Here is a 23643-nt window from a genome sequence, read left to right as displayed (position 1 = left end):
CAAAAAAGCGGCCAGTCCACTAAATGGGACGTTGGCCGCTTTATTACTGTATATCGCTTTCGCTCTTAGCGTTACTTAACCCTTAAGATTTACGGTAGCTCACCTTAAATAACAGGCTGTAAAGCACAGGCACAGCGATAAGCGTTAGCACGGTTGCGAAAGACAGTCCACCCATAATGGTAACCGCCATATCCGCAAAGAATGGGTCGAACAACAGCGGCGCCATACCTAAAATAGTGGTTACAGCAGCTAATGCGACGGGTCTCACACGGCTTAAGGTGGCTTCTACAATGGCTTTTCTAATGGCTAGCCCTTCCTCAATTTGAAGGTCAATCTCTTCAATCAATACAATGGCATTTTTAATTAGCATGCCAAACAAGCTTAAAAAGCCAAGCAATGACATAAAGCCAAAGGGCATGTCGGTTGCTAGCAAGCCAGAAACCACACCTACGACGGCCATGGGTACTACTAGCCATATAATAAGCGGCTGTCTAGCATGACCAAATAGAAGCACTGATATGATAAACATCACTAAAAAGCCTGCTGGTAGCCCCGCGCCCAACGCTTTTTGAGCATCGCCAGAGCTTTCAAATTCACCACCCCATTCAAGATGGTAGCCTGGCGGCAATTCAATAGACTCAACCACAGGACGTATTCTCTCGAATGCTTTTGCAGCGGTTTCATCAGGACCTGGTTCACCTTCAACCGTGATGGTACGAAGGCGATCTCGTCGATGAATTCGCATTTCTTCGGTAATGAGTTCGAGACCTTTTGACACCTGTGTGAATGGTACATATTGGCGTTGCTGTGACGACCAAACCTGTGACTCGCGAATAGACTGAAGTTCAGTGTCTTCTGCCTTACCCATTTTGGCCATAATACTGTAGGCGTAGTCGCCGTCTTGCACCGTTCCAAGCTGTACGCCGCTACTTGCATATTGCACCGTTTGGCTAAAGTCAGAATGAGAGACGCCCGCAATGCCCGCGTTGTAATTGTCATACTGGGTATTAATAGCAAAGCCTTTCTCACGCCAGTTGTGGCGAACATCAATAATTTGCTCATCGTCAAAGAACAGCGCCTTTGCTTGCTCTGCCAATTCTCTTAACACTTCTGCATCAGGACCTGAAAAGCGAGCCTCTAATTTTGCGCCCGACCCAGGGCCAAACTGCATGCGCTCCATATAAAAGTTTGCATCAAAGTCTAAGTCGTTAAGTTTATCTGCAAGATTCTCTTGAATAGAGGGAATAGCATCGAGTGTCTTTGCCCGTACCATGAAAAATGCATAGTTTTCGTTAGCGCTTTTTGGGGCATAGGTCAAAGTAAAGCGATCTGCACCTTGGCCTATAAAGGTGGTAACCGCGGTGACATTCTCCATACCAAGGATGCGCTTTTCAGCTTGCTGAGCTATCTCTTCAGTAGCGCGAATGTCGCGGTCTTGCGGCCCCCAATAATGAACAAAAAACAACGGCGCATTCGATGGAGGGAAAAAGCCTTGTTTCACCATACCAAAGCTGCCGTAAGCCACAACGGTAATAACCACAAGGGCTGCTATGGTTATCCAGCGAAATTTAAGCGCTTTTAGTAGCGCGCCTTTAAAGGCACTAAGCATGGCAGATGGCTTGTCGTTTTCACCTTGAGACATGCCTTTTCTATAAAAATAAGCACCTAGCACGGGTACTAGCGTTACGGCTAGCACCCAACTGATCATAAGCGACACGAGTACTACGGCAAACAGTGAGTAGAGGAATTCGCCGGTGGCGTCATTTGATAAACCAATGCCTGAGAATGCGGCTATGCCTATTACTGTTGCCCCTAGTAATGGCCATTGAGTACGTTTCACAATAAAGCTTGCTGCACTTTTTGCCGTTGTGCCGGTGGCCATTCTAAGCATCATGCCTTCTGCTACCACAATGGCGTTATCAACTAACATACCCATGGCAATAACCATTGCGCCTAACGATATACGCTGAAGCTGAATACCCATTAGCCACATAATAAGAATTGTACCTAACACGGTAACGAGCAGTACGGTGCCTACCACAACGCCTGAGCGCCAGCCCATGAACAGGCACAAGGTAAGAGTTACAACGGCAACCGACATGACAAGATTGGTGATAAAGCCATCTACCGATTCGTCAACCACCGAGGCTTGATCGTAAATAGGCGTAAGGGTAATTCCCACTGGTAGTTGCTTTAATAGCTCGTCCACTTTGGCATTAACACGCTCGCCCACATCGACAATATTGACGTCTGCTAATGCTGACACGCTTAGCGTTAATGCCTCGGCGCCATTGTAACGCACCAATACTGACTGAATATCTGCAGGTTCAAGTTTAAGCGTTGCAATATCTGCCACACGTAACGAGCGATTAGTACCTGGAATAACCACAGATAAGTTAGATATTTCTTCTAGTTTATCGGGAGCACGCTCAACAATAATGCGTACATTTTTTTCGTCTACTTTTACCCGACCGCCGTTAAACGGGCGCAGATTATCTTGAAACAGAGAGGCTAAATCTGGGAAAGAGATACCTAAACCGGCAAGCTGATAGGGGTCTATGTAGGCAACAATCTGTTCGTTTTGAACACCAGTAACATTCACTTTGGCCACGCCGTCTGTGGTAAGAAGGTCGCGGCGAATAATACGTGCAAACTCGCGCAGCTCACGGGTGTCGAAGTCAGGTGCACTTAGGGCGTAATACAAACCGTACACATCGCCAAAGTCATCAAATACAACGGGGTCTTGAGTGCCAGTAGGAAGGGAGCTTGACGTATCCCGGATGCGCTTTCTTAGCTCGTCCCATATTTGCGGCAGCACATCACTGTCGTAAGTACTTTTAACTTCAACGGTAATTTCAGATAGCCCTGGCGATGACACCGAGTTTACTTTCTTCAGCTGAGGCATTTGCTGAATAGCGATTTCTAATCGCTCGGTAACTTCTCTTTCTACTTTTTGTGCACTTGCACCAGGATAAGCGGTATACACTTTTACCTGTTTAATTGTAAATGCAGGGTCTTCTAGGCGTCCTATTTTGCTCATTGCCAAAATGCCGCCTAAAAGCAGTATCACCACCATTAGCCAGACATTAACCGGCTTATCAATTGAAAAGCGTGCTATATCCATGAATTACTTCTCTCCTTTATAGGGAAGTACTTTCATATCAGCAGTCATTTTCGTTGCACCAGCAGACACAACTCGCTGCCCCAGGCTAATATCGCCTTCGATGATGGCAAGCTCGTTCTCAATATGCTTTACGTTCACCGTTTGCTTGTTAACGCGGCTGGTGGTTTTATCAAAAATCCACACTGCAAACCCGTTGTTCTCATCACCCACCAAGGACTTAACCGGAACTACCAGGCCCTCTGGGTACATTGAGCCCTGCAGGCTTACCTTAACAATGGCGCGAGCGCCTGGTGTTAGTGGTAATTCATCCCGAGGTTCCATGGCGAAAACAACTTCATAGGTTTGTGATACCGGATCAGGTTGAGTAGAGTGCTCAACATAGCTAACCGGATACCATTGGCTTCTATTGGTGGCAAGTGTGGCGCTAGCTTGCTTGATACCACGGCCTAAATTTGCGGTAAGCAAACGCTCAGGAACATTAATATTAAAGTATATTTTTGACACATCTTGAAGGCGAGCAATAGGCGTACCTGCTGCAACAAAGCTATTATTCTCTACCAGTCGCTGAGACAGCTTGGCATCAAAGGGCGCGTACAGCTGTGTGTAGCTTAAGTCTTGCTCTGCGTTTCTAAGGTCTAGCATTGCTAGCTCATAAGATGTTTTTGCCGAATCTAATGTGCTTTGAGCCACTAGTTTTTGTGCAAACATCTTTTCTATGCGGTTAAGCTCACGCTCAGATTGTTCTAAGCGAGTTTTGGATTCTTCCATGCGACGTTCAAAGGGCTTTCTATCTATAGTCGCTAGCAGTTTGCCTTTTTCAATATCGTTGCCGGTGACTAGGTCGGTTTGAATTAGGCGCCCTGAAACCTCAAAACTCAAATCTACCGTTTTTACAGCAGATACCACTGCCGGAAACGTAAACTCATCAAAATTTGGAATATTACTCACATCGGCAAGCTTCACGTAGCGTGGTGAGTCAGGTTCTGATGTTTCACTTTTTTCAGACGTGCACGCAGCAAGCGTGAAAAAGGCGAGGGCGGTAACAAAAGCGGTACGAGAGATTCGCATCATGGACATAGTGTTTTGTAATCCATATCAAGTAAGTAAATGGGACTAGAAGAAACAGAATGCGACAACAAAGATTTCTTCATAAAGTAAACTGATGAGTGCATTTTAGTTCGGTCACATTGAAAAGTAAACTGTTCAGTGTAAAATGGGCGTCAATATTCATTAAGACTATATTAAATGACTGACGTTACACGTAAGCGAAGCGATAAAAAACGCGAAGCGATTATTCAAGCCGCGACTCAAGCATTTCAAGAGTTTGGGGTTAACGGCACCAGTATGGATAAACTGGCCGAGCTAGCGCAGGTGTCGAAGCGAACGGTATACAACCATTTTTCGAAAAAAGAAGAATTGGTGATGCATCTAATCAAAGAGCAATGGAAGAGTGCTTTGGTGAATATTGGCGTTGAGTATCAGTGTGATTTACCGCTTAACGGGCAGTTAGAAGAGCTTATTTTTCAAGAAGTCACGTTTATGTGTAGCGAGGGTCACTTAGAATTAGCCCGCGTTGCCATAGGCCATTTCTTTTACGAACCAGAAAAGCTGAAAGACGAAGTTGCGCAACTTAAAGCACATGAGTCGTCGTTACATCGCTGGCTTAAAGCGGGAAAAGCCGATGGTCGACTGGTGTTTGACGACCTAGAGCAAGTGGTTAATGAAATAGACAGCTTGATAAAAGGGCAGTGTTTTTGGCCGCAGCTGTTTAAGATAGAAGACACATTAAATGAAGACGACAAGCGGCGAATTACTAAGAATATTGCAGCACTAGTGCTGTGTAGATACGCAAGCTAGGCTCCTCAGATACATTTAGTTTTATACAAAGCAGTCCATAAATAGTCATTGCCTACTGCAATAGGCAATGACTTCGATACCACCTTATTGACCCGTTTTGGCAAAATTCACTAAGGTTTCGCCATCCATCCTATAGCCTAACCATTCATTTTTCGCTTTCGCACCTAGTGATTCATAGAAATCGATAGCCGGTTTGTTCCAGTCAAGTACGCTCCATTCAAAGCGACCACAATTTGATGTTACTGCAATATTCGCAAGGTGCTGAAGTAGGGCTTTACCAGCACCTAACCCACGAGATTGTGGGGAAACATAAAGGTCTTCTAAATAAAGCCCGTTTTTGCCTTGCCACGTAGAGTAGTTAAAGAAGTAAACGGCGAAACCAATTGGTGCACCATCATTTTCACAAATAACGCAGTGAGCTGTGGCCTTATCACCAAATAGGGTGTTGTGTAAGTCAGCCTCTGAGGCTTCAACTTCGTGCTCAGCTTTTTCATAGATCGCAAGCTCTAGAATGAACTGGCGAATTTGATGGATATCTTGCGGCGTGGCTTGGCGAATACTTAGCGCATTACTCATGGCAATTCCTTATTTTCTCTATAAAAAATGTCAGCCTTAAAAATAAGGCTGACATTTGCTCAAGGCGTTTTATCTATGTTAAACGTTTATGCAGCGCTTTGTGTGCTATTTAAACGAGGAGCCAAAGGCTAATCACCATGACCACTGCTATCAACAGCAGGTTCGCTGGAGCCTATATCCACATTTGAATTAAGGCCTCTGCTTCTAAACACTTTTCTCTTTATCCATGAAAAGGGCAGCCTCAAATCAAGTAAGATTAAGTAGAGGCATGGCACTAAAATTAGCGTAACCAAGGTGGCATAGAGAACTGCAAACCCAAGCGCGGCTGCCATTGGCACTACGAAGGCCGCCTGTAGGCTAGTCTCAAACATTATGGGTAAAACGCCAACAAAGGTGGTTATTGAGGTTAATGTAATAGCCCTAAAGCGCGCTGTACCTGCTTCAACCACAGCGTGTTTTACACTATAACCCTGGCTGCGTCGCTGATTAACAAAGTCGGTCATTACGAGGGAGTCGTTAATAACAACACCGGCAGCGGCGATTAAACCAAAGGTAGACATCATAGAAAGGTCTAACCCTAGAATAAAATGCCCCCAGATAGCCCCTGTAAGACTAAACGGAATAACCGACATGATAATGAGCGGCTGTCCGTAGCTTTTTAACGGCACAGCAAGAAGTATATACACCATCACCATCGCTGCTATGAAAAATAAGACCTGTTCATTTTGTTGAGCCTGTTGTTCTTCAATGTCACCGCCAAGCTCGGTCATCACCGAAGGAAACTCCTCTTTGAGCTGAGGTAATAAGGTTTCTTTAATCTCTTCTACCACTTCATTTGGCTCAACGGTTTCCTCGTCAATATTGCCCCATACGTATACGCTTCTGTATCCACCTTCTCGGCGGATGTAACTAATACCTGGTTTTTCCTCAAGTACAACAACATCACCAAGCATGACTTCTTCGCCAGTGGGAGTGGTAATGAGAGAGTATTTTAATTCGGCAAATCGTTCGCGAGTCAGCTCAGGATAGCGAACCATAACGCGCACCTCTTCACCGTTGCGTATTACTCGCTGTGCTTCACCACCGTAGAATCCAGCGCCAACTTGGGATGCAATGTTTGACAGGGTAAGCCCTAAATCATAAGCCACGGGCAACAATGACATCTGCACTTCTTTACTGGGCGGGTCGATAGTAGAGCTGACATCAAAAAGCCCATCCTGCTGCTGAAGCATTTCAATAAACTTCAAGCCGGCGGCGTTTAACGTATCAATATCGGGGCCAAAAAGAAGATAACCGAATTCGCCGTCATCACCACCACCGCCGTTAACATCGTCGATAACCGTGAATGACTTCATGCCGCTAATTTCAGGTATAGCCTCTCGCCAGCGTCTAGCCAGCTCAAAGGTGTCGATTGGTCGTTCGTCTTCATTCACTAATGGAGTAAGAATTCGCCCTTCATTGCGGGAGTTATTAAAAGCTAGTCTGTCGCGAACCATGCCGGTGCCAAATTCTTCTATTAGCTCTTCTTCAACACTAAGAATGGTGTTTTCGACAATCTTTAACGCATTGATTGTGGCAAGGTCAGAGACATTTTCGTTCATTTCTATTCTGACACTAGGAAAATCATGGGGGACTTTAGGGTTAGGTACCATGCGCACATAATTGGCGCTTATTAGCCCCCAACTGATCATAAGCAGAGCAACAAACATCATAAACACCACCCAGCGTGCATTGATCGCCGCTTCAACGGTGCGCTTGTATGGGCCGTTTATAATACCTTGAAAGCGTTTATTAAATTTCGCGCGCCAGCTGTCGGGTTTAATAGGGGAAAAGTTCGTGTGTGCTAAATGAGCTGGCAATATCAGTTTCGATTCAACAAGACTAAATGCTAAACACAGGATAACGACGACAGCGATATTATAGAAAAATGCACCCTCGGGCCCGCTGCTTAACGTAAAGGGCGCAAAAACAGCGATAGTGGTAAGTACGCCGAAAGTAGCCGGTGTTGCTACACGCTTGGCCCCGCGAATAACGTTATCTACACCGCCGCCCTGACTTTCAATTTCGGTATAGGCACTTTCTCCTATCACAATGGCGTCATCTACTACTATCCCAAGCACCATTATAAACGCGAATAAAGAGAGTATGTTGATACTAATGCCAAACAACGGCATCAGCATTACCGCACCTAAAAAGCAAACGGGGAGGCCAACCATTACCCACAGCGCCAATCTAAAGCGTAAGAACAAAGTGAGCATAAAGGCAACGAGTATTGAGCCTTGAATTAGGTTTGATAGCATCATGTCCAGTCGTGCATTAAGGTAATAGGTTAAATCTACTAACACTTCAATTTGTACATCTTCGGTAAATGACTGATTTTTTTGTTCGATGTATGCTTTAACGGTCTCTGCAACGGGAATGGTATCTTGTGTTTTTGTAGCCTTAACCGCCATTGAGATAGCATTCATGCCGTTGTATTTAAAGTATCTTTCGCCCTCTACGAAACCGTCATTAATATAGGCTACATCGCCAAGGGTCACTCGAGCGCCACCTGCGCCTATTTTAACCGGAATTTCAGCAAACTCTTCACCGCTGTAAAACTGGTTTTCAACACGTACCGATACAAGGCCTGCATTAGTGCGAATTTGTCCTGCTGACATGTTTGCTGAGTAGCTATTGATTGCTCGAGTGATATCAGAAATTGACAGGTTATATTTTCTAAGCGTATCCGGCTTTATTTCTATGGCAATTTCGTCATCTGGTGCCGACATTTGCACAAGAGACACATTGCCTAGCTGTAATAGCTCATCTTCCACTTCTTTCGCAATTTTCTTTAGTTCAGCAAGGGGAAGATTACCAACTAAGGGCATTTCTATGACGTCTTGTTGAAACTCTACTTGCGAAACGTTGACCGGCTCCATACCTGCTGGAAAGGTAGCGATGCCGTCTACTCGCAGTTTTACCTTATCGAGTACGTCCGTAAGCTCTGCTTTTGTTTCAATCTCAAGACTTACGGTGCCGCTACCTCTAAACGCCCGAGAAACCGTGCGTTTAATTTCTGTGATGTCTTTAATGGCTTCCTCAATCTTTATGAAGATACTCTCTTCTATTTCTTGAGGGGAGGCGCCAGGGTAATTTGCATTAATGGTGATGTAGTTAATTTCAATGTTGGGAAACATTTGACGTTGTATGGTTAAAAAACTGGCAATGCCCATAATAATGATAAAAACCATTAATAAGTTTGCGGCAACTGAGTTTCGCGCAAACCAGGCGATAAGGCCGTGCTGAGTGTCGTTATGGGTTTCCATGGCGATTCCTAAATTAGTTCGCTTTCGCTGTCACTGAGTCGGAAAGGTTTTCAATAACTTTCACAGCCATGCCGTTTTGCGGATACTCGGGTAAATTCATCACCACTCTTTTCGGGTCAAAGTCGCCCTTGATCAAAAAGTCCCCACGGTCTTCACGAACCACGTTGACCTTATTTGAATGCAGGTTGTTGTCTTCATCTAAGGTCCATAACTTTCTATTGGTTACCAGTTCTTGAGGAATGCGAAATACATCTTTTAGTACTTTGCCCTCAAACGTTACCGACGCGTAGGAACCAAACTTTATCGTTGGGCCGTTAGAGTTAATGGCGTAGGGGTCGCTAATGCGAGCAACAAAATAAGACATTCGGGTGTTGTTATCTACTACGCCTGTATCACGGTGGATAACGCCTTTAAGCGATATGCCTTGAGCGTTGTTGTCAGATATGACGACTTCTCTGCCAAGTGAGTTTGCGTCCAAAAATTTGCTATCAAAGCCCGCAACGGGAAAGGTCACTTCTGCAAACTCAATATTGTTCAGTACAGCCACGGGTGAGCCTTGGGTAACATAATCGCCTGTACTAATGTTGCGCGACACAATAAGGGCATCGTAGGGCGCTTTTACTTTGCAATTCTCTAAGTCACGCTTGGCAAGTTTTAGTTGAGCTTGAGCTGATTTTAACCCGGCTTCTGCGCTCATCACTTGCGGCTTTCGAAGGTATAAGTCGGATACCTTAGAGTTCGGCATGGTCTTCGCTTCTCTTGCGGCAACATCCGCCTGCGCTTTTTCTTGGATCAGTTGGGCCTCTGCACTGGCTACATTAGCTTGTGCAAGAAGTAGAGCAGCCTCGTAAGCGTCGGGCTCTATGGTAAATAATGTCTCTCCCCGGCGCACTAAACCGCCGCTGACAAGTTTCGGGTTCCATGTTTGAACTTCGCCGGATACTTGAGCTGAAAGGTTGGTAGTTTCTAAGGGGGCAACCTCTCCGTATGACGTAAGCTGTATTCTTACGTCTTCAGGAACCAAAGAATCGATGGTGACGGTAGGTCGCGTATCAATTTTTTCGGCAGCCGTATTGTCGGCAGCTGATACTTCAATACCTTTCATACCTGCGTACCCGAGGATAAGAATGCCTATGGGTAATACAATTTTCATCAATTTCATTGTTTAGTCTATGTGGTTGCCGAGTCTGCCTATAGTCTAGCGCTTATACCGATACATTTTCCATTATATTTGTAACTAAACATGACCTTACAAAGAAAGCACTGAGACAGCTTAAAACGCAGACGCTAGTGGAGAAGGGGGGGATGACAATGTCATCAACGATTGAAAAATGTAAACAGTTATTTTAACTGTTGGAGTAAACTACGACCTTGTTGCGGCCAGACTCCTTTGCGCGGTAAAGGGACATGTCTGCATGTCGTATTCCATCTGCTAAAGATACTTGAGAAGTTATCTCGCAAACCCCAAAACTACTCGTAATGTGAATATCGTGATCTGAAATGGCGATAGGCGAATAGCTCAAGACTTCACGTAGCGCTTCTAATACGTTCGCAGCTTCGCTAGCGGATGTTTCTGGGAAGATAAACATAAACTCTTCACCACCCCATCGAGCAAGAATATCTTGCTTCCTTAACCGGGCGCTAAAAATTCGCGAAATTTTGCGAAGTACTTCGTCGCCGGCCTCGTGACCGTAAGTATCATTAATGCTTTTAAATCTGTCTATATCGGCAATCGCTATTGAGAATGTATTACTGCTTCGCTGAATTCGCGCGTATTCACGTTCTAGTGCGGTTTGCGCACCGCGCCTGTTAACAAGCTTGGTTAAGTGGTCATGATTAGCCTGTTGCTCAAACTGTTCAGACAAATCTAACGCAATATCGTAACTTTTCTGTCTGCTGTATTCGTAAAAAGCAGACAGAAATGTCACCGTTAAAAACGAGTAGAGTAAGCGAGATTTAAACGCGTAGGAGTAAGACGCTATAAGCAAAGACTCATCGAAAACAAAAAATAACAGGGTGCAGGCGATGGTAAATAAAAGTAGCGCAAGAAGACCTCGTATGACCCCCGCGAAAAACATGGTCACCGGCGGGACCAAGTAAATCCATAAAGGCCCAGTGTTATCTTTGCCGCCGGTAACGAGTAAAAGAAATACCAATATCATTAAGCACGATATCAACAGGGTAATAGACACTGTGCGTGAGCGCCGCGTACCAAATTGAATTTGAATGCGTTGGGAAAGAGCAAAAACAACACTCGCTGTTAGCAGAATGATGGCGAGAGGGAGCTCTTGCGCAAGTAGGGCTCTAATTCCTAAAAAGAAGGTGATGGACACACCAACCGCGGAAAATAGATTCACTACCATGATCCTGCGGTTAGTCTCATCTTTATAGTGATGCTTGACGCCGCTCGTCACATATTTTTTGAAAATACTAATCATTGTGCTTAATTAGCTCTAGCACTTTCTGCAATTTCAGTGGACAACACGGCCAAGGCTCTTCGCATAGCGATAACACTGGCAGAAAACCCATCTTCTTCTAGCGTTGTTTCAATAAAAAATGGATAGCGACCTTTTTCTGGTTGCTGGGTAGACACGATAAAATGACCTTTTAATACTACGTTGCCATTGAAGGTGCTAACGAAGTCGGAAATGTGAATGCTGAGCTCAACTGCACTATCGCCCTGATAGTCTCTATTTGTGAGTACTACTAGATTGTCGTTGGTAAGCTGATCTCGAAGCGTCTTGCGCAGCCCTTCTTCAAAGGGTTCGGCCCAAAGATGAGTCGTAGAAATATGCAGGTTTGTATCACTTACTTGATACACCAGCCCTCGATGCTTGAGATAGTCGGGTAGGGTAATACTCGTTATCAGCAGTGGGGTGCTCTTATCTGGTGAATCTGCTGATGACTTGAAAGAGCCTTCCGACTGCGCGGATGAAACTGCAGAATGAAGCAAGTAATAAGAGAGAGACGATTGAGTGCTTGTGCAGCCAGATAACGCAAAAAGTAGCGAAACAATAACTAACGCAAAAGTATTGTGTCGGGCTTTCGAAAGAAGCCCAGTCGTCATTTTCATTTCATTTTGTCCCTTCACGCGCTTTCCCTAACTATCAAAATACGCCAATTTCGCTTCTCAAAAAGACGAGTAAGCGAAAACTTCAAGTGTACGCTGCATCTGAACGTATAAGCGCTAATTTCCGCAAATTCTTATCGCAACGCACCTTTATTGATGGCTGTTTTTTTTGCGATGCGATACATTTCCCGTTCAGATAACACACTATTAAACTAATAAAGGATAATTTAGCCTAATATTTCAACGCACTGTAAACTAATTTTATCGTTATTTCTCTTGTGCTTTAGGCTGAATATCTTCGCCACCGTCTTTTGAAAAAATGAGGCTATTCGGTGACTGATTCAACTTCAGCAGCAAGGGTTGAATGTTTCTCAACGTATCTTGCAGCGTATCTACCGTCTCTTTTATTTCCGACTGATTGAAACCGCCATCACTGTAGTTTTTAAGTAGACTGTCCAAACTTACCAGTACTTGGTTTAAATTGCCATTGAGCGCCTTGGCGTCAATGTCTTCAATAAGAAGGTCGAAGTCGGTGCTTGCGGTTTCCACCGACTCTGCAGCCAGCTTCATGTCTTCAACCGCTAACTGTACGTTTGCCACCATTTCTTTAAGCGGCAGTTGATTTATCTTATCGAGAATGGCATCTGCTTTTTGCGTAAGCTGGGTAAATTCATTGCTTACCGTAGGAATAACTTCGTAACCATTCACTATTGATATTTTGCCACTATCCGCTGCATCAGGCACATGCTGTAAGTCTACATATAGACCACCGGTAAGCACGTTCCCCATTCTCAACGTGGCCCGTAAATCTCGCTCTAGCCAGTTACGTAAAGTCTGCTTAATGGCACTCAGCCCCTCTTCGGTATCGGGCTGTCGAGCTTTGCCTGGATAAATGTTGATGAGCACTGGAATAGGGTAATCTTGTTCTAATATGTTGCCTTCTACCGCGGGCAGCGAGTTAATCCCCGTTACATTGCCAATTTCAATACCGCGGTATTCAACTGGAGCTCCAACAGTGAGGCCTCTGACACTTTCATCAATTAACAGCAGGTATTCAGCGGCAACTTTGTAGCGCGCGTCTGAAGCGGCCGTGTTGTCTTCGTAAATGGTGAAAAATGCATTTTCTACAACAAGCTCACCTTTTGGCACACCATCGGGAATACCAAAGGTTATACCGTTAGCAAGGAGGGTTTCCAGACTGCCCGTTTCAACGCTAACGCCACTAGATTCAAGCTGAAGTTTTACGCCACTCACATCCCAAAAGCGCGTATTTACGGTAATTAACTTATGGTAAGGCGCTTCGATAAAAGCGTCGTAATAGACCACACGTTCTTCAATGTTAAAGGTTGCATCTTCGAACTCGCCAACTTTAAAACCCTTGTAAATAATAGGGTCGCCCGGTTTATAAGCAAACTCATCATCGCTTCGCAGCATCACGTGAAGCCCTGGCGTGCCAGGCGGAGTCACTGGCGGTCGAGAGAGAGCGTTAAAGTGCAGTTGCTCTTTGCCATTGTCATCGGCAGACATGGCAATGTAGCTTCCTGAGATTAGTGTGTTTAAGCCCGAGACCTCGGAAAAACTGATGCGGGGTGCAACCACCCAAAACTTTGCATTTTCATTGAGTAGGTGAGAAGCGCTGGCGTCTATTCTGGCGGTGACTAACACGCCGTCCAGGTCTGGCTTGAGTGATATTTTTTTAACCTGACCAATGTCCAAATCTCGCACTTTAATGGGGGTTTTATTAACCTCTATCCCTGTTGCAGAGTGTAGCTCGATGGTGATAAGCGGGCCTTGATTAGTCCACTGGTAATACACCATCCACCCACCAATCAGCGCCACTATAATAGGAATTAACCATATTCTAGATACAGATGAAGTCGGTTTTACCTTCGCCTCGTTATTGTTTGGATCGTTTGTGGTCATGGTAATTGCTTCCACTGCTGCCATATTAGCCGTGAGTCAAATGTCATTGCAGCTATCATTGTAATAAACACTACCGCACAAAATGCGAGAGCCGCTTGGCCAGGATAAATGGATAGCGTGTTTCCCATTTGTATAAGAGAAACCAGTACTGCTACCACAAAAACGTCAATCATCGACCACCGCCCAATGGCCTCGGTAAGTCGATAGTATCGTGTGCGCAACTGTTGCGAGTTGGTTCGCTGTCGCTGAACTGAATAATTCAGCCACGCTAATATTAAAATTTTCGCCACCGGCACAACTACGCTGGCGATTAAAATGATAATAGCCACGGGGTAAGACCCCGATTCCCATAAGGAAATTACTCCACCAATAATGGTGTTAGGCGTTTCTTGCCCAAAAAGTTCAGTATACATAATTGGCAGTAAATTGGCAGGGATATACAAAATACACGATGTGATAAGCAATGCCCACGTGCGCTGAATGCTGGCGTCTGCTTGGGCCGCGGTTAATGGCTTTGGCATTGGTGGCTTACCTTGTTTTAGCCACATTTCATAACGTGTCGGGTCAAACTGCATGATAGCCAGCGTAGTAAATGCACTAAAACCAACAAAAGCAAAAAAGGATAACCCTATAGTCACATCGGCCAGTTCGTTTATTTTAATTAGGCTCACAAGAGTACCGATTAAAAAGATTTCTGCCATGCTCCAAGGAAGCAGTGCTTTTACGAAAGAGAACAAACGGGATAGGTAAAATGGCCGCTGTTGTTTAAGTTGTGCAAGAGAAAGCCAGGCCAAGCCAATAAGTACCAATCCAGGCAATAAAACGGTGGCTAGCCCTGTGATGATCGCCAGCGACAGGTAGTCGTTTTCAATTAGCACAGTGATACCGCTTGGCAAATCGATACTGTGCTTTTGCCCGCTGGCTTTAAAGGTAAGAAAGTTAAATGGCAGCGAAAGTAACAAAAAAATTAACGCACTAAGGGCATAAGCGTGTAATTTTTCAATGGCATTTTTTTTGAAAAAAATCAGCGTATGGGCACATCGAGGGCATGTCGCTCTTTGACGATGGGCAAGCGTGGGGATACTCACACTAGTGTGGCATTGATCGCACACTATTATTAACTGCTCTGGATTTTCCATACTAGTCGCTAACGACATCCGTTGTGTGTAATATCAATAATATAAAGCATTGATATTGAGTGTCTACAAAATAGCGTAGCGTAGACATAAATAGACTATCCTCATTGGGTAAATACACACGTTAACTACTTGCCCACTAAAAAAAGCGCAGCGCTAAGGCGATTATTACACCCGTGATGATAAGCTGGACTAAGCAGAAACCCATAATGTCTTTGGCTTTTAAACCCGCTATCGCTAGCACTGGCAATGCCCAGAATGGCTGGATTAAATTTGTCCACGCATCACCCCAAGCAACTGCCATCGCAACGCGAGAGATATCTGCCCCTAATTCGGCTGCTGCAGGAAGCACCACTGGCGCTTGCACTGCCCATTGACCACCGCCAGAGGGGACAAAAATGTTCACTATACCTGCGCTAACAAAGGTAAGCACCGGAAGCGACTGGGCAGAAGCAAAGCTAATTAACCATTGAGACATACTTTCAGCCAATCCAGACTGTACCATGACGGCCATAATGCCGGCGTAAAAAGGAAACTGAATAATGATTCCGCTGCCGCCTTTCACTGCCTGCTGTAGGCTTTGCAGCAAACGTTTTGGTGTGCCGTGTAGAGCAATAGCCAAAAACAAGAAAATAGTATTCACAATGTTGAGGTTTAAACCGCCGTCTTTTATAAAATAATTAACAAGGTACGCTATCCCCAAAAGGCCAATGAGAATGCCCAGAATTTTACTGTTTTCTAATTTATCAGCGGGTCTTTCATTGCTTTTTTCTTGTTCTAGGCCTTGTTCTTGTTCTATGCTATAGATGAGGTTGTCTGGACTGACAATAACGCTGTCTTGATGTGATGGCAGCATAAGCCGATTTACCAGCGGGACAACAATAAAAAGAATGCAAAGCAGCGCAATATTAAACCCACTGAAAAGGGTATCGCTTGTGCTAATTACACCGATTTGGTTTTCACTAAAGTGACCCGGTGTGGCAATAGTAAGGGGTACTGAACCCGCAAGGCCGCCATGCCAAACTAAAAACCCCGAATAGGCACTGGCCACAAGAAGTCGATAATCCACGGGAGTTTTTCGTGCTAAGGCTTTGGCAAACAGTGCCCCCACAACTAACCCGAAACCCCAGTTTATCCAGCTTGCCGAAAGTGAAACAAGGGTCACCAATAGGATTGCTTTTCCCGGCGTGTTGCCAAGGTGAGCCAGCTTTTCTAACAGCATTCGCATGAACACAGTAGAAGCCAGCATAAATCCAGTGACAAGTACCAGCAACATCTGCATAGAAAAGGTGAGTAGCCCCCACAGGCCATTTCCCCATTGTTCGACAACAGTAACAACAGGTTGTTGCTCAATGATTACAGCGGCTAAAAAGACGCAAACAGTCAGAATAAGAACAAAAACAAACGGGTCGGGTAGGTAACGCTCAACCAGTTTTACTAAAGGTTTGGCAGCTCTATTTAACATTGTTTTTAAATTTATTTTTGTTAAGAGATTGCTAAAGCATAACGTATCTTTTGTATTTTCCCTACATGGCGGACTGGTATTGAGCATTTGAAATTGAATTGGCGTAAACAAAAAAGCCCGCAATAGCGGGCTTTAGCGATAAATATTAAGCTACTCTTTTTTTAGAAGCTTGCATTGCCTGGTGTACGAGGGAAGGGGATCACATCACGTACATTTTGCATTCCAGTTACGTAAGCCACTAAACGTTCGAATCCTAAACCGAAGCCTGAGTGAGGAACGGTGCCATAGCGGCGAAGGTCGCGATACCACGCGTAGTCTTCTTTTGACAGTTCCATCTCTTCAAGACGGGCGTCAAAAACGTCAAGACGCTCTTCACGTTGAGAACCACCAATAATCTCACCAATTCCTGGTGCCAATACATCCATTGCAGCAACGGTTTTGCCGTCGTCATTAATGCGCATGTAGAAGGCTTTAATATCTTTTGGATAGTTTTGCATGATAATAGGCGCGCCAACATGCTCTTCTGCTAGGTAGCGTTCGTGCTCTGATGAAAGGTCAATGCCCCACTCAACTGGGAACTCAAAGGTTTTGCCACAGTTTTGTAAGATTTCGATAGCATCAGTGTAGTCCATGCGCACAAATTCAGAACTCACTAGGCTTTCAAGACGCTCTATTGCATCTTTCTTTATGCGCTGGGCAAAGAACGCCATATCGTCCGGAAGTTCTTCTAGCACGGCCTTACATACATATTTGAGCATGTCTTCTGCAAGTTGTGCCACATCACTTAGGTCAGCAAAGGCCACTTCAGGTTCAATCATCCAAAATTCAGCAAGGTGACGTGACGTATTTGAGTTTTCAGCACGGAAGGTTGGGCCGAAGGTATATACCTTAGACATTGCCGTACAATAAGTTTCAACGTTAAGCTGACCACTTACTGTTAGGTAGGTTTCTTTGCCGAAAAAGTCCTCAGAATAATCAACATTTCCCTTGTCGTCATGAGGAAGGTTCATCATGTCTAGTGTTGAAACACGGAACATTTCCCCCGCGCCTTCGGTATCGCTTGCCGTTAAAATAGGCGTTGAAACCCAGTAATAGCCTTTCTCGTGGAAGAAGCGGTGGATAGCTTGTGATAAACAGTTGCGTACGCGAGTTACCGCACCGATAACGTTAGTACGAGGGCGCAAGTGTGCGTATTCGCGAAGGTATTCAATGCTGTGTCGCTTAGCGGCCATCGGATACGTGTCTGGGTTTTCCACTAACCCGATAACTTCCACTTCTGTAGCATCTATCTCAAGAGACTGGCCTTGACCTTGTGACTCTTTCACTAAACCGGTTACCGACAGCGAACAGCCAGTCGTTAGGCGCTGAATGTCGGCGTAATTTGACAGAGAGTTAAGCGCAATTACTTGAACCGGATCGAAGCAGCTACCATCGTGTAGCGCGATAAATGATAAACCGGCTTTAGAATCTCGGCGTGTTCTCACCCAACCTTTAACGGTTACCGATTCGCCAACGGCGTACTTACCTTTAAGTACGTCAACAACGGGCGCGTGCGTCATGTTAGTTTCTCCGTCTTACTGTTTCTTGGCTGCTATGTACTATCATTAGTCACATAAACGCAGTGTGCAAAATGCACGAAAAAATGGTTTTTGGTCAATGTTTTGGATTTTTTTGCCGATAAAATAACACAAATTAAAACGTGGCTTTCTAGACGCACGCCTGCCAATACAATGGCGAAGGTGCTTTAAATGAGAAGTCTGCCACAATCCAATAGCACGCTAGTATACTCAACCATAAGCTGGATGCCAGAGAACAGAGTGACAAATGGGAAATAAAAATGTTTCTTTATCAATGAAAGGCGATGAAAAGTACAAAATGAGCACAAAGCCGTTACACCATAGCGAAGATAGACGGAAAACCCCTCATGGAGACACTTTGTTTTACAAGGTTATGCTTGGGCTAAATATTTTAGCCTGGGCGGGCCTAGTCGTGGTATTGATTCTGTTTCACTATGCTCGCCCAGAATTCATTACCGGGGTGCAGCAATACTGGGGCGTAGAGGGTGATAACACGTGGACCATGTCATACGTGGATGCCATGGTTGTGTTGCTTCGCATATGTTTAGTGTTGAGTTTAATCAGCACCGTGATGCGGGCAAGAAGAAGCCGCCGAAAAAACGACAGCTTTGGTATTAATTTAATCATTCTCACAATAATTGTGGCCACCAGTTTAATCACGTTGGCCACAACAGTGAGTTAGTTTTTTTGTTGGTGGAAAGTTTAAATGAAAGCCACTTGTATAAGCCAATAGGTATACGCCATATAGGCTAGCACGAAAGCTCCCCCTTCAACGCGGTTAAGTCGCCCCTGGCGCTTAATACCGATACAAAAGATGAATAAGGCCACCGTGGATGCAAGCATGACGACGATGTCTCGATAAATAAAATCTGAACTCACGGCCATGGGCTGAATGGTGCCGGCAATGCCCACCACAGCAAGGGTATTGAACATATTAGAGCCAATCACATTGCCAATGGCTAGGTCGTGCTCTCCCTTTTTAACGGCAATAAGCGAAGAGGCGAGCTCTGGCAATGACGTACCAATAGCAATAACCGTAAGCCCGATAATTGTGTCGCTGACACCAAAGAATGTAGCAACTTCCACCGCACCCCACACCAACATGCGTGAGCTTGCAACAAGCAGCAGTAAACCGGCAATAAGCCAGATTACATGGGTTTTCACTGTGCCTTCGGAGGCATTGATCTCGTCATTGTATTCGTCGGCGAGTGCGTCTTTGTCGCCTTTCATCCCGTGGTAAATGCTCCACGAAATAAGCAGGACGAATAATCCTAATAGTGAAAACGCATCGTCTTTAGAAACCTGTTGGTCGAGCACCTGCCAAGCAGCAAAAAAAGTAATGCCAAGTAACACAGGCAGTTCTTTTTTGATTATTTCTGATTTCACTGCAATAGGGCTAATGACAGCGGTTAGCCCTAATATCAGTAGGATGTTAGCGATATTAGACCCATAGGCATTCCCCAACGCGATACCTGAGTTTCCTTGGAGTGCAGCGAATATGGAGACAATGATTTCCGGGGCAGACGTACCAAAACCGATGATGAGCATACCTATCAATAGCGGTGATACGCCGAAGTGATTTGCTACCGAGGCAGCGCCACCCACAAACTTTCCTGCGCTCCACAGTAGTACCGGTAAACCAATAGCAATAGCCAAGCAGGCTAAAAACATACTTTCTCCTTAAATCTGCATCTATTATGTGCGGTCTATTTACATTGTTCTGTAAACAGGTTCTTTCTTTAACCTAGTATCGCAAATGCTGCTCTTTTTTGTAATACAGAAAACGCAAAGGCAGTGAAAAAGATATTCGCCGTTCTAGGCTACGATTGCTGGCTTTATACGATCATTCTAAACGTACAGCGCACATTACCCTACTGAGTTTTTAACCTAACGTAACGTTTATGCCGTGTTTCTGAGTTTTCAAAAAGGCATTCGTACGCGTGTTTATACATGTGCTGTATGGAATTGCTTTAAAAATTGTGCGATGCCAGTTTTGGCTCAACTTTTGAAAGAAGCTTTTGATAGGTACTAAAGCGAAAACGCTGCAACAAAAACACAGTGAAACTACGTTTTACTTAAGTAGCGCCATCTCTTCATACAAGGAGACTAGGAGCGTTGCCAGAGCCTCATGGGTTTAGCTCGTGGGTATGGCTCATGGGTTTAGCTCATTGGTGTGCTTCAAGTGTGTGCCTCATGGGTGTAGTAGGGAGCCTGAATAAAGCGCTTATGTATAGATTGTTAGTCATAATGAGGGCTTGTAACGTCGCTAATGCCAGCATTGTCTGTGTGGTTTTTACACTGCGCTGAGCTAATAATTACACTGCGTTTCGCTAGTATTTACATAAATGAACACAATTAAAGATAAAAAGGATTGCGAGATGTCTCTTTCTAGGAGCGATAGGTTTAGTGCTGATATGCACAAAAGAACATGGTTCAAGGTTATTGTGGTAACTGTTTTGCTTCTTATATTCGCGCGCATAGGCGCGCCATACGCAGTTCAATATTATATCAATCAACAAATTAATCAGACAAAAGGCATAACGGGGCAGGTCGGCGACGTAGATTTACATTTGTATCGCGGCGCCTACTCGGTTGACGATATTGAGATTTATGCCGTTGACGATCAATCATCTCCTAAGCCGCTACTGTCTGTGACAACCCTCGATTTTTCCTTGGCATGGTCGGCAATATTAAACGGCAATTTAGTCACCAATATGGTGTTTAGCCAACCAAAGATAGTCGTTTACGACAAAGACACAACGACGCCGGAGCAAAACCCACAAGTTAAAGATGAAAGAACGTGGATTGGGCTTGCCAATAATTTAGTGGTGTTTTCTATCGATACGTTAAAAATTATTGACGGGAAAGTGTCGTTAGTTAATCAAACAAAGAAGGGTGAAATACCGACATATATTGCAAACATCAATGCAGATATAAAAAATATTACTAACGCACAAAACTTGATGAAAACGTTAGTGACCAGCGTTGACGTTACAGGGGATTTAATGGGTGAGGCAACCCTCACTTTAGTTGGAAAGTTAGATCCTTTTAGTGAACAGGCCAACTTTGATTTTAATATGGAAGTACAACGCTTTTCGGTCAAGCAGATACAAACGGTATTTAATGTATACACGCCATTTGATATCGAGGCCGGTGGCATTGATGGCGCCATGGAGTTAGCGGCAAAAAGTAATGAAGTTAGCGGTTATGCTAAAGCCGGTGTTTACGATTTAAGTATTTTTTCTTGGCGGGAAGATGTAGAAAAAGACGATGACGGATTATTTACCATTATTTTTGAGGGCGGTGCCGATTTGCTAAGTGCAATACTTGAAAATGATGAGTCTCAATTAGTCGCTGCGCGAATACCTATTGAAGGTACACTGGATAATACTGATATTTCTACTTTCCAAGCGGTGGTTTCAATATTGAAAAATGCATTTTTTGACGCAACGAAAATGCAAGTCGACGATATCGTATCCTATGAATCAGTCGAAACAAGCTCCTCAGAAGAGGAGCCGTAACGTTGCGTAGTTCTGTAGGGCGATTTCTATCCACCTATTTCTGCTAGTCATGAGCTTCAATGAATTTTAACCAGTGAGGAAAGACTTCCATTTGTTGGAGTGTCAGTTTGATACATACAAATATCGGCACCGCCAACAGTACACCCAACATGCCCCAGATCCAGCCACTGACAAAAAGCCACACTATGATAACCAGCGGGTTAATCTGCATACTTTTGCCTAAAACCGTTGGGGTTACTATTTGAGATTCAATGATATTCAAAGTAAGGAATATCCCAACAGGAAGCAACGCTGTGCTTGTTATTCCAAACTGCAGCGTACCAACAAGCAACAGTATACCAACACTAATTATAGAGCCCATATAAGGAACAAAGTTTAATAGACCGACGATGGCACCCCATAAAATAGCATCGCGAATATTAAAGTACGAAAGGCCGATTGCTGTTAGAACACCTAGTGCACAATTAATAATACTGATGGTTAAAATATAGTGAGATAGAGCCTGTTGAATACTTCTAATCAACAGTTTTGCTCGCTCTCTATTTTTGATTATCGGAAAGTCATTGATGACAACTTTCGACAGTGGTGGCCCAAAAATAAGAAGAAAGAGTGTTAGTACAACAGCGCCTATCACCTGTGCGAGAAAAAGCGGTGCAGCGAGCAACATTTCAAAAATCATTTGCCTACTACCTTGTTTAAATTGCTCTTCTACAGCTGAATCGTCGGTTTTTTGCGTTGGCTCTTTTTCAAACCACGGATAGGCGGTATTACTCGCTTGGCTTTCCTGCAAGGTTGTATCGCCGTGCGCCACGGCGCTTAACATTGAGAGTTCTTCAGCAATCTGCTCGGCCAATAGCGGTAGGGATTTCATCCATCGCTCAGCCGGCTCCGAAAGTTCGAACGCCAAAAAGGTTAATGGCGTAACCAACATCGCTAATAGAACCATAGAGGAAACGGCCCGCGGTATGAACAGCCGCTTGAGTCTAGTCACAAGAGGGCTCAACAGCAGTGCAACTAACATTGAAAAAACCACTGGAATGATCAGCGACTGAGCAAAATACAATGTATAGAGTGTGGCAAGCGCGACTAAAACAATAAGAAGCCTTACAACTCGAACGTCTCTTGTTTTTACCTTGTATTCGTCATGCCTATGTAAAAGTGGGTTTTCCTTCATTGTACTGTCCTTATAATGTGAAGAGTGAGTGAGTACTTCTGTCGTTAAGTCTCAAAATTAACTAGTCTGTTTTCCGATATCGGCCCTCGAAACCACAAAAAATACCGAACCCCATTAAACCAATGCCTAGGGCACTTACCATCCATGGCCCAAAGGGTTGAACTAATAATGTGGATACGGCTTCAGGAAGACCACCTGCTTTTTCGGATTTTTGCGCGATGGATGCATTCATAAAGAACACACCAACCATTAAATACACAACGCCGCGACAGGCGAAGCCTAAGCGGCCGCACAACACTACTATTTTGCTTTGTAAGGCAGGCATAGAGCTTACAAATTTATCCATAAAATCCGTTTTTACTACATGTTTAAACTGAATGAGGGAAAAAAGGATAACTGCCAAACTGATCGCGCCAACAAGTATCGCTCCCCATGTTGTTTGAAGAATACTCTCTCCAACTTGCTGCTGTTGCTGTTTAGAATCGTCTTGTAGTGACATTAATACTTTTATTGATACATAAGTTGCTGAGCCGTAGGCGATGGCAGAAAAGAAATAGAATAGGCGCATGAGGACATCTTTTGGCTTTGTCATATCAAGGTTGCCAGGATTAGTAACACCTTGAGCTAAACGCCACGCCACATAGCAGGCAAAACCTACAGTAACAGCGGTGAGAGAGACCGAGCCAAACGGGGTATACAAAATCTCTTGAAAGACTGATTTTTTCGTCACTTCTTCAGCTCTCGTGGCGGTAAACGCAACAAGCAGTGTAAGAATGCCGAGAACACAGTACACAATGCATTTTGCTGAATATCCAATGCGAGCAATAACTTTAGTGAGAAACGTGATGTCCATATGCTTATCTAATTTGCTTTGTAGTGGCTGTGATAATGACAGAGACATGTGCAAGCTAT

The 23643-nt window shown here is 44.4% G+C and carries 17 protein-coding genes; 3 read left to right on the top strand and 14 right to left on the bottom strand.

Annotation, left to right across the window (positions count from 1 at the left end; all coding sequences use genetic code 11):
• Nucleotides 1-82: 82 nt before the first annotated feature.
• On the bottom strand, nucleotides 83-3124 hold the full coding sequence (locus JV36_RS0113125; protein WP_032096057.1) for an efflux RND transporter permease subunit: 3042 nt from the start codon (nucleotides 3122-3124) through the stop codon (nucleotides 83-85).
• Between the two features lie 3 nt (nucleotides 3125-3127).
• Entirely contained in the window at nucleotides 3128-4201 is a 1074-nt protein-coding gene (locus JV36_RS0113120; protein ID WP_235207844.1) for an efflux RND transporter periplasmic adaptor subunit, read from the bottom strand.
• A gap of 168 nt (nucleotides 4202-4369) precedes the next feature.
• On the opposite strand from JV36_RS0113120, the gene JV36_RS0113115 reads away from it, so the two are divergent.
• Nucleotides 4370-4981, top strand: coding sequence for a TetR/AcrR family transcriptional regulator (locus JV36_RS0113115; RefSeq protein ID WP_032096059.1), 612 nt, complete (start codon nucleotides 4370-4372; stop codon nucleotides 4979-4981).
• A gap of 84 nt (nucleotides 4982-5065) precedes the next feature.
• Here the strand turns inward: JV36_RS0113115 and JV36_RS0113110 are convergent, their stop codons facing one another.
• The 9 genes from JV36_RS0113110 to asnS all read right to left on the bottom strand — a co-directional run bounded on the left by JV36_RS0113110 (nucleotide 5066) and on the right by asnS (nucleotide 18018).
• Nucleotides 5066-5557, bottom strand: a complete 492-nt coding sequence (locus JV36_RS0113110) for a GNAT family N-acetyltransferase (protein ID WP_032096060.1) — start codon at nucleotides 5555-5557, stop codon at nucleotides 5066-5068.
• Between the two features lie 128 nt (nucleotides 5558-5685).
• On the bottom strand, nucleotides 5686-8865 hold the full coding sequence (locus tag JV36_RS0113105; protein ID WP_032096061.1) for an efflux RND transporter permease subunit: 3180 nt from the start codon (nucleotides 8863-8865) through the stop codon (nucleotides 5686-5688).
• A gap of 13 nt (nucleotides 8866-8878) precedes the next feature.
• Nucleotides 8879-10027, bottom strand: a complete 1149-nt coding sequence (locus JV36_RS0113100; protein ID WP_032096062.1) for an efflux RND transporter periplasmic adaptor subunit — start codon at nucleotides 10025-10027, stop codon at nucleotides 8879-8881.
• 184 nt (nucleotides 10028-10211) lie between these two features.
• Nucleotides 10212-11228: a GGDEF domain-containing protein gene (locus JV36_RS0113095; protein WP_235207846.1), complete on the bottom strand. Its 1017-nt coding sequence runs from the start codon at nucleotides 11226-11228 to the stop codon at nucleotides 10212-10214.
• 80 nt (nucleotides 11229-11308) lie between these two features.
• Nucleotides 11309-11956 (bottom strand): PqiC family protein, encoded by a 648-nt coding sequence (locus JV36_RS0113090; RefSeq protein ID WP_052010167.1) that lies wholly within the window; start codon nucleotides 11954-11956, stop codon nucleotides 11309-11311.
• Nucleotides 11957-12202: 246 nt separating this feature from the next.
• Nucleotides 12203-13858: an intermembrane transport protein PqiB gene (pqiB, locus tag JV36_RS0113085; RefSeq protein WP_032096098.1), complete on the bottom strand. Its 1656-nt coding sequence runs from the start codon at nucleotides 13856-13858 to the stop codon at nucleotides 12203-12205.
• Nucleotides 13855-14997, bottom strand: coding sequence for a paraquat-inducible protein A (locus tag JV36_RS0113080; RefSeq protein WP_081926621.1), 1143 nt, complete (start codon nucleotides 14995-14997; stop codon nucleotides 13855-13857). Before JV36_RS0113080 ends, pqiB begins: the two co-directional genes overlap by 4 nt.
• 136 nt (nucleotides 14998-15133) lie before the next feature.
• Nucleotides 15134-16459, bottom strand: coding sequence for a short-chain fatty acid transporter (locus tag JV36_RS0113075; RefSeq protein WP_032096100.1), 1326 nt, complete (start codon nucleotides 16457-16459; stop codon nucleotides 15134-15136).
• A 161-nt stretch (nucleotides 16460-16620) separates the two neighbouring features.
• Nucleotides 16621-18018, bottom strand: a complete 1398-nt coding sequence (gene asnS / locus JV36_RS0113070) for an asparagine--tRNA ligase (RefSeq protein WP_032096064.1) — start codon at nucleotides 18016-18018, stop codon at nucleotides 16621-16623.
• A 265-nt stretch (nucleotides 18019-18283) separates the two neighbouring features.
• On the opposite strand from asnS, the gene JV36_RS0113065 reads away from it, so the two are divergent.
• Nucleotides 18284-18718 carry a hypothetical protein gene (locus JV36_RS0113065; RefSeq protein WP_152561537.1) on the top strand — a complete coding sequence of 145 codons (435 nt, stop codon included), beginning with the start codon at nucleotides 18284-18286 and terminating at the stop codon, nucleotides 18716-18718.
• Nucleotides 18719-18738: 20 nt separating this feature from the next.
• Here JV36_RS0113065 and JV36_RS0113060 read toward each other — a convergent pair whose 3' ends face one another.
• Nucleotides 18739-19707 (bottom strand): calcium/sodium antiporter, encoded by a 969-nt coding sequence (locus JV36_RS0113060; RefSeq protein ID WP_032096065.1) that lies wholly within the window; start codon nucleotides 19705-19707, stop codon nucleotides 18739-18741.
• A 707-nt stretch (nucleotides 19708-20414) separates the two neighbouring features.
• Here JV36_RS0113060 and JV36_RS0113055 point away from each other — a divergent pair.
• Nucleotides 20415-21557, top strand: a complete 1143-nt coding sequence (locus JV36_RS0113055) for a DUF748 domain-containing protein (protein WP_442853193.1) — start codon at nucleotides 20415-20417, stop codon at nucleotides 21555-21557.
• A gap of 43 nt (nucleotides 21558-21600) precedes the next feature.
• Here the strand turns inward: JV36_RS0113055 and JV36_RS0113050 are convergent, their stop codons facing one another.
• Together JV36_RS0113050 and JV36_RS0113045 are read right to left on the bottom strand one after the other, a co-directional pair.
• Nucleotides 21601-22731 carry an AI-2E family transporter gene (locus tag JV36_RS0113050; protein WP_032096066.1) on the bottom strand — a complete coding sequence of 377 codons (1131 nt, stop codon included), beginning with the start codon at nucleotides 22729-22731 and terminating at the stop codon, nucleotides 21601-21603.
• Nucleotides 22732-22792: 61 nt separating this feature from the next.
• Entirely contained in the window at nucleotides 22793-23632 is an 840-nt protein-coding gene (locus JV36_RS0113045) for a DUF1206 domain-containing protein (RefSeq protein ID WP_052010169.1), read from the bottom strand.
• Nucleotides 23633-23643 lie beyond the last annotated feature (11 nt).

The sequence above is a fragment of the Alteromonas sp. LOR genome (genome assembly GCF_000753865.1).
In the GTDB taxonomy this organism is placed as follows: Bacteria; Pseudomonadota; Gammaproteobacteria; order Enterobacterales; family Alteromonadaceae; genus Alteromonas.
The sequence above is the reverse complement of the archived record's forward strand: the minus strand, read 5'-3'. Positions and strand labels throughout refer to the sequence as shown.

Coding starts and splice junctions, on each gene's coding strand:
- JV36_RS0113065 (WP_152561537.1), top strand. CDS start 18,284: ATGGGAAATAAAAATGTTTCTTTATCAATGAAAGGCGATGAAAAGTAC.
- JV36_RS0113125 (WP_032096057.1), bottom strand. CDS start 3,124: ATGGATATAGCACGCTTTTCAATTGATAAGCCGGTTAATGTCTGGCTA.
- JV36_RS0113100 (WP_032096062.1), bottom strand. CDS start 10,027: ATGAAATTGATGAAAATTGTATTACCCATAGGCATTCTTATCCTCGGG.
- JV36_RS0113105 (WP_032096061.1), bottom strand. CDS start 8,865: ATGGAAACCCATAACGACACTCAGCACGGCCTTATCGCCTGGTTTGCG.
- JV36_RS0113095 (WP_235207846.1), bottom strand. CDS start 11,228: ATGGTAGTGAATCTATTTTCCGCGGTTGGTGTGTCCATCACCTTCTTT.
- JV36_RS0113055 (WP_442853193.1), top strand. CDS start 20,415: ATGTCTCTTTCTAGGAGCGATAGGTTTAGTGCTGATATGCACAAAAGA.
- pqiB (WP_032096098.1), bottom strand. CDS start 13,858: ATGACCACAAACGATCCAAACAATAACGAGGCGAAGGTAAAACCGACT.
- JV36_RS0113045 (WP_052010169.1), bottom strand. CDS start 23,632: ATGTCTCTGTCATTATCACAGCCACTACAAAGCAAATTAGATAAGCAT.
- JV36_RS0113110 (WP_032096060.1), bottom strand. CDS start 5,557: ATGAGTAATGCGCTAAGTATTCGCCAAGCCACGCCGCAAGATATCCAT.
- JV36_RS0113115 (WP_032096059.1), top strand. CDS start 4,370: ATGACTGACGTTACACGTAAGCGAAGCGATAAAAAACGCGAAGCGATT.
- JV36_RS0113075 (WP_032096100.1), bottom strand. CDS start 16,459: ATGTTAAATAGAGCTGCCAAACCTTTAGTAAAACTGGTTGAGCGTTAC.
- asnS (WP_032096064.1), bottom strand. CDS start 18,018: ATGACGCACGCGCCCGTTGTTGACGTACTTAAAGGTAAGTACGCCGTT.
- JV36_RS0113050 (WP_032096066.1), bottom strand. CDS start 22,731: ATGAAGGAAAACCCACTTTTACATAGGCATGACGAATACAAGGTAAAA.
- JV36_RS0113080 (WP_081926621.1), bottom strand. CDS start 14,997: ATGGAAAATCCAGAGCAGTTAATAATAGTGTGCGATCAATGCCACACT.
- JV36_RS0113120 (WP_235207844.1), bottom strand. CDS start 4,201: ATGTCCATGATGCGAATCTCTCGTACCGCTTTTGTTACCGCCCTCGCC.
- JV36_RS0113060 (WP_032096065.1), bottom strand. CDS start 19,707: ATGTTTTTAGCCTGCTTGGCTATTGCTATTGGTTTACCGGTACTACTG.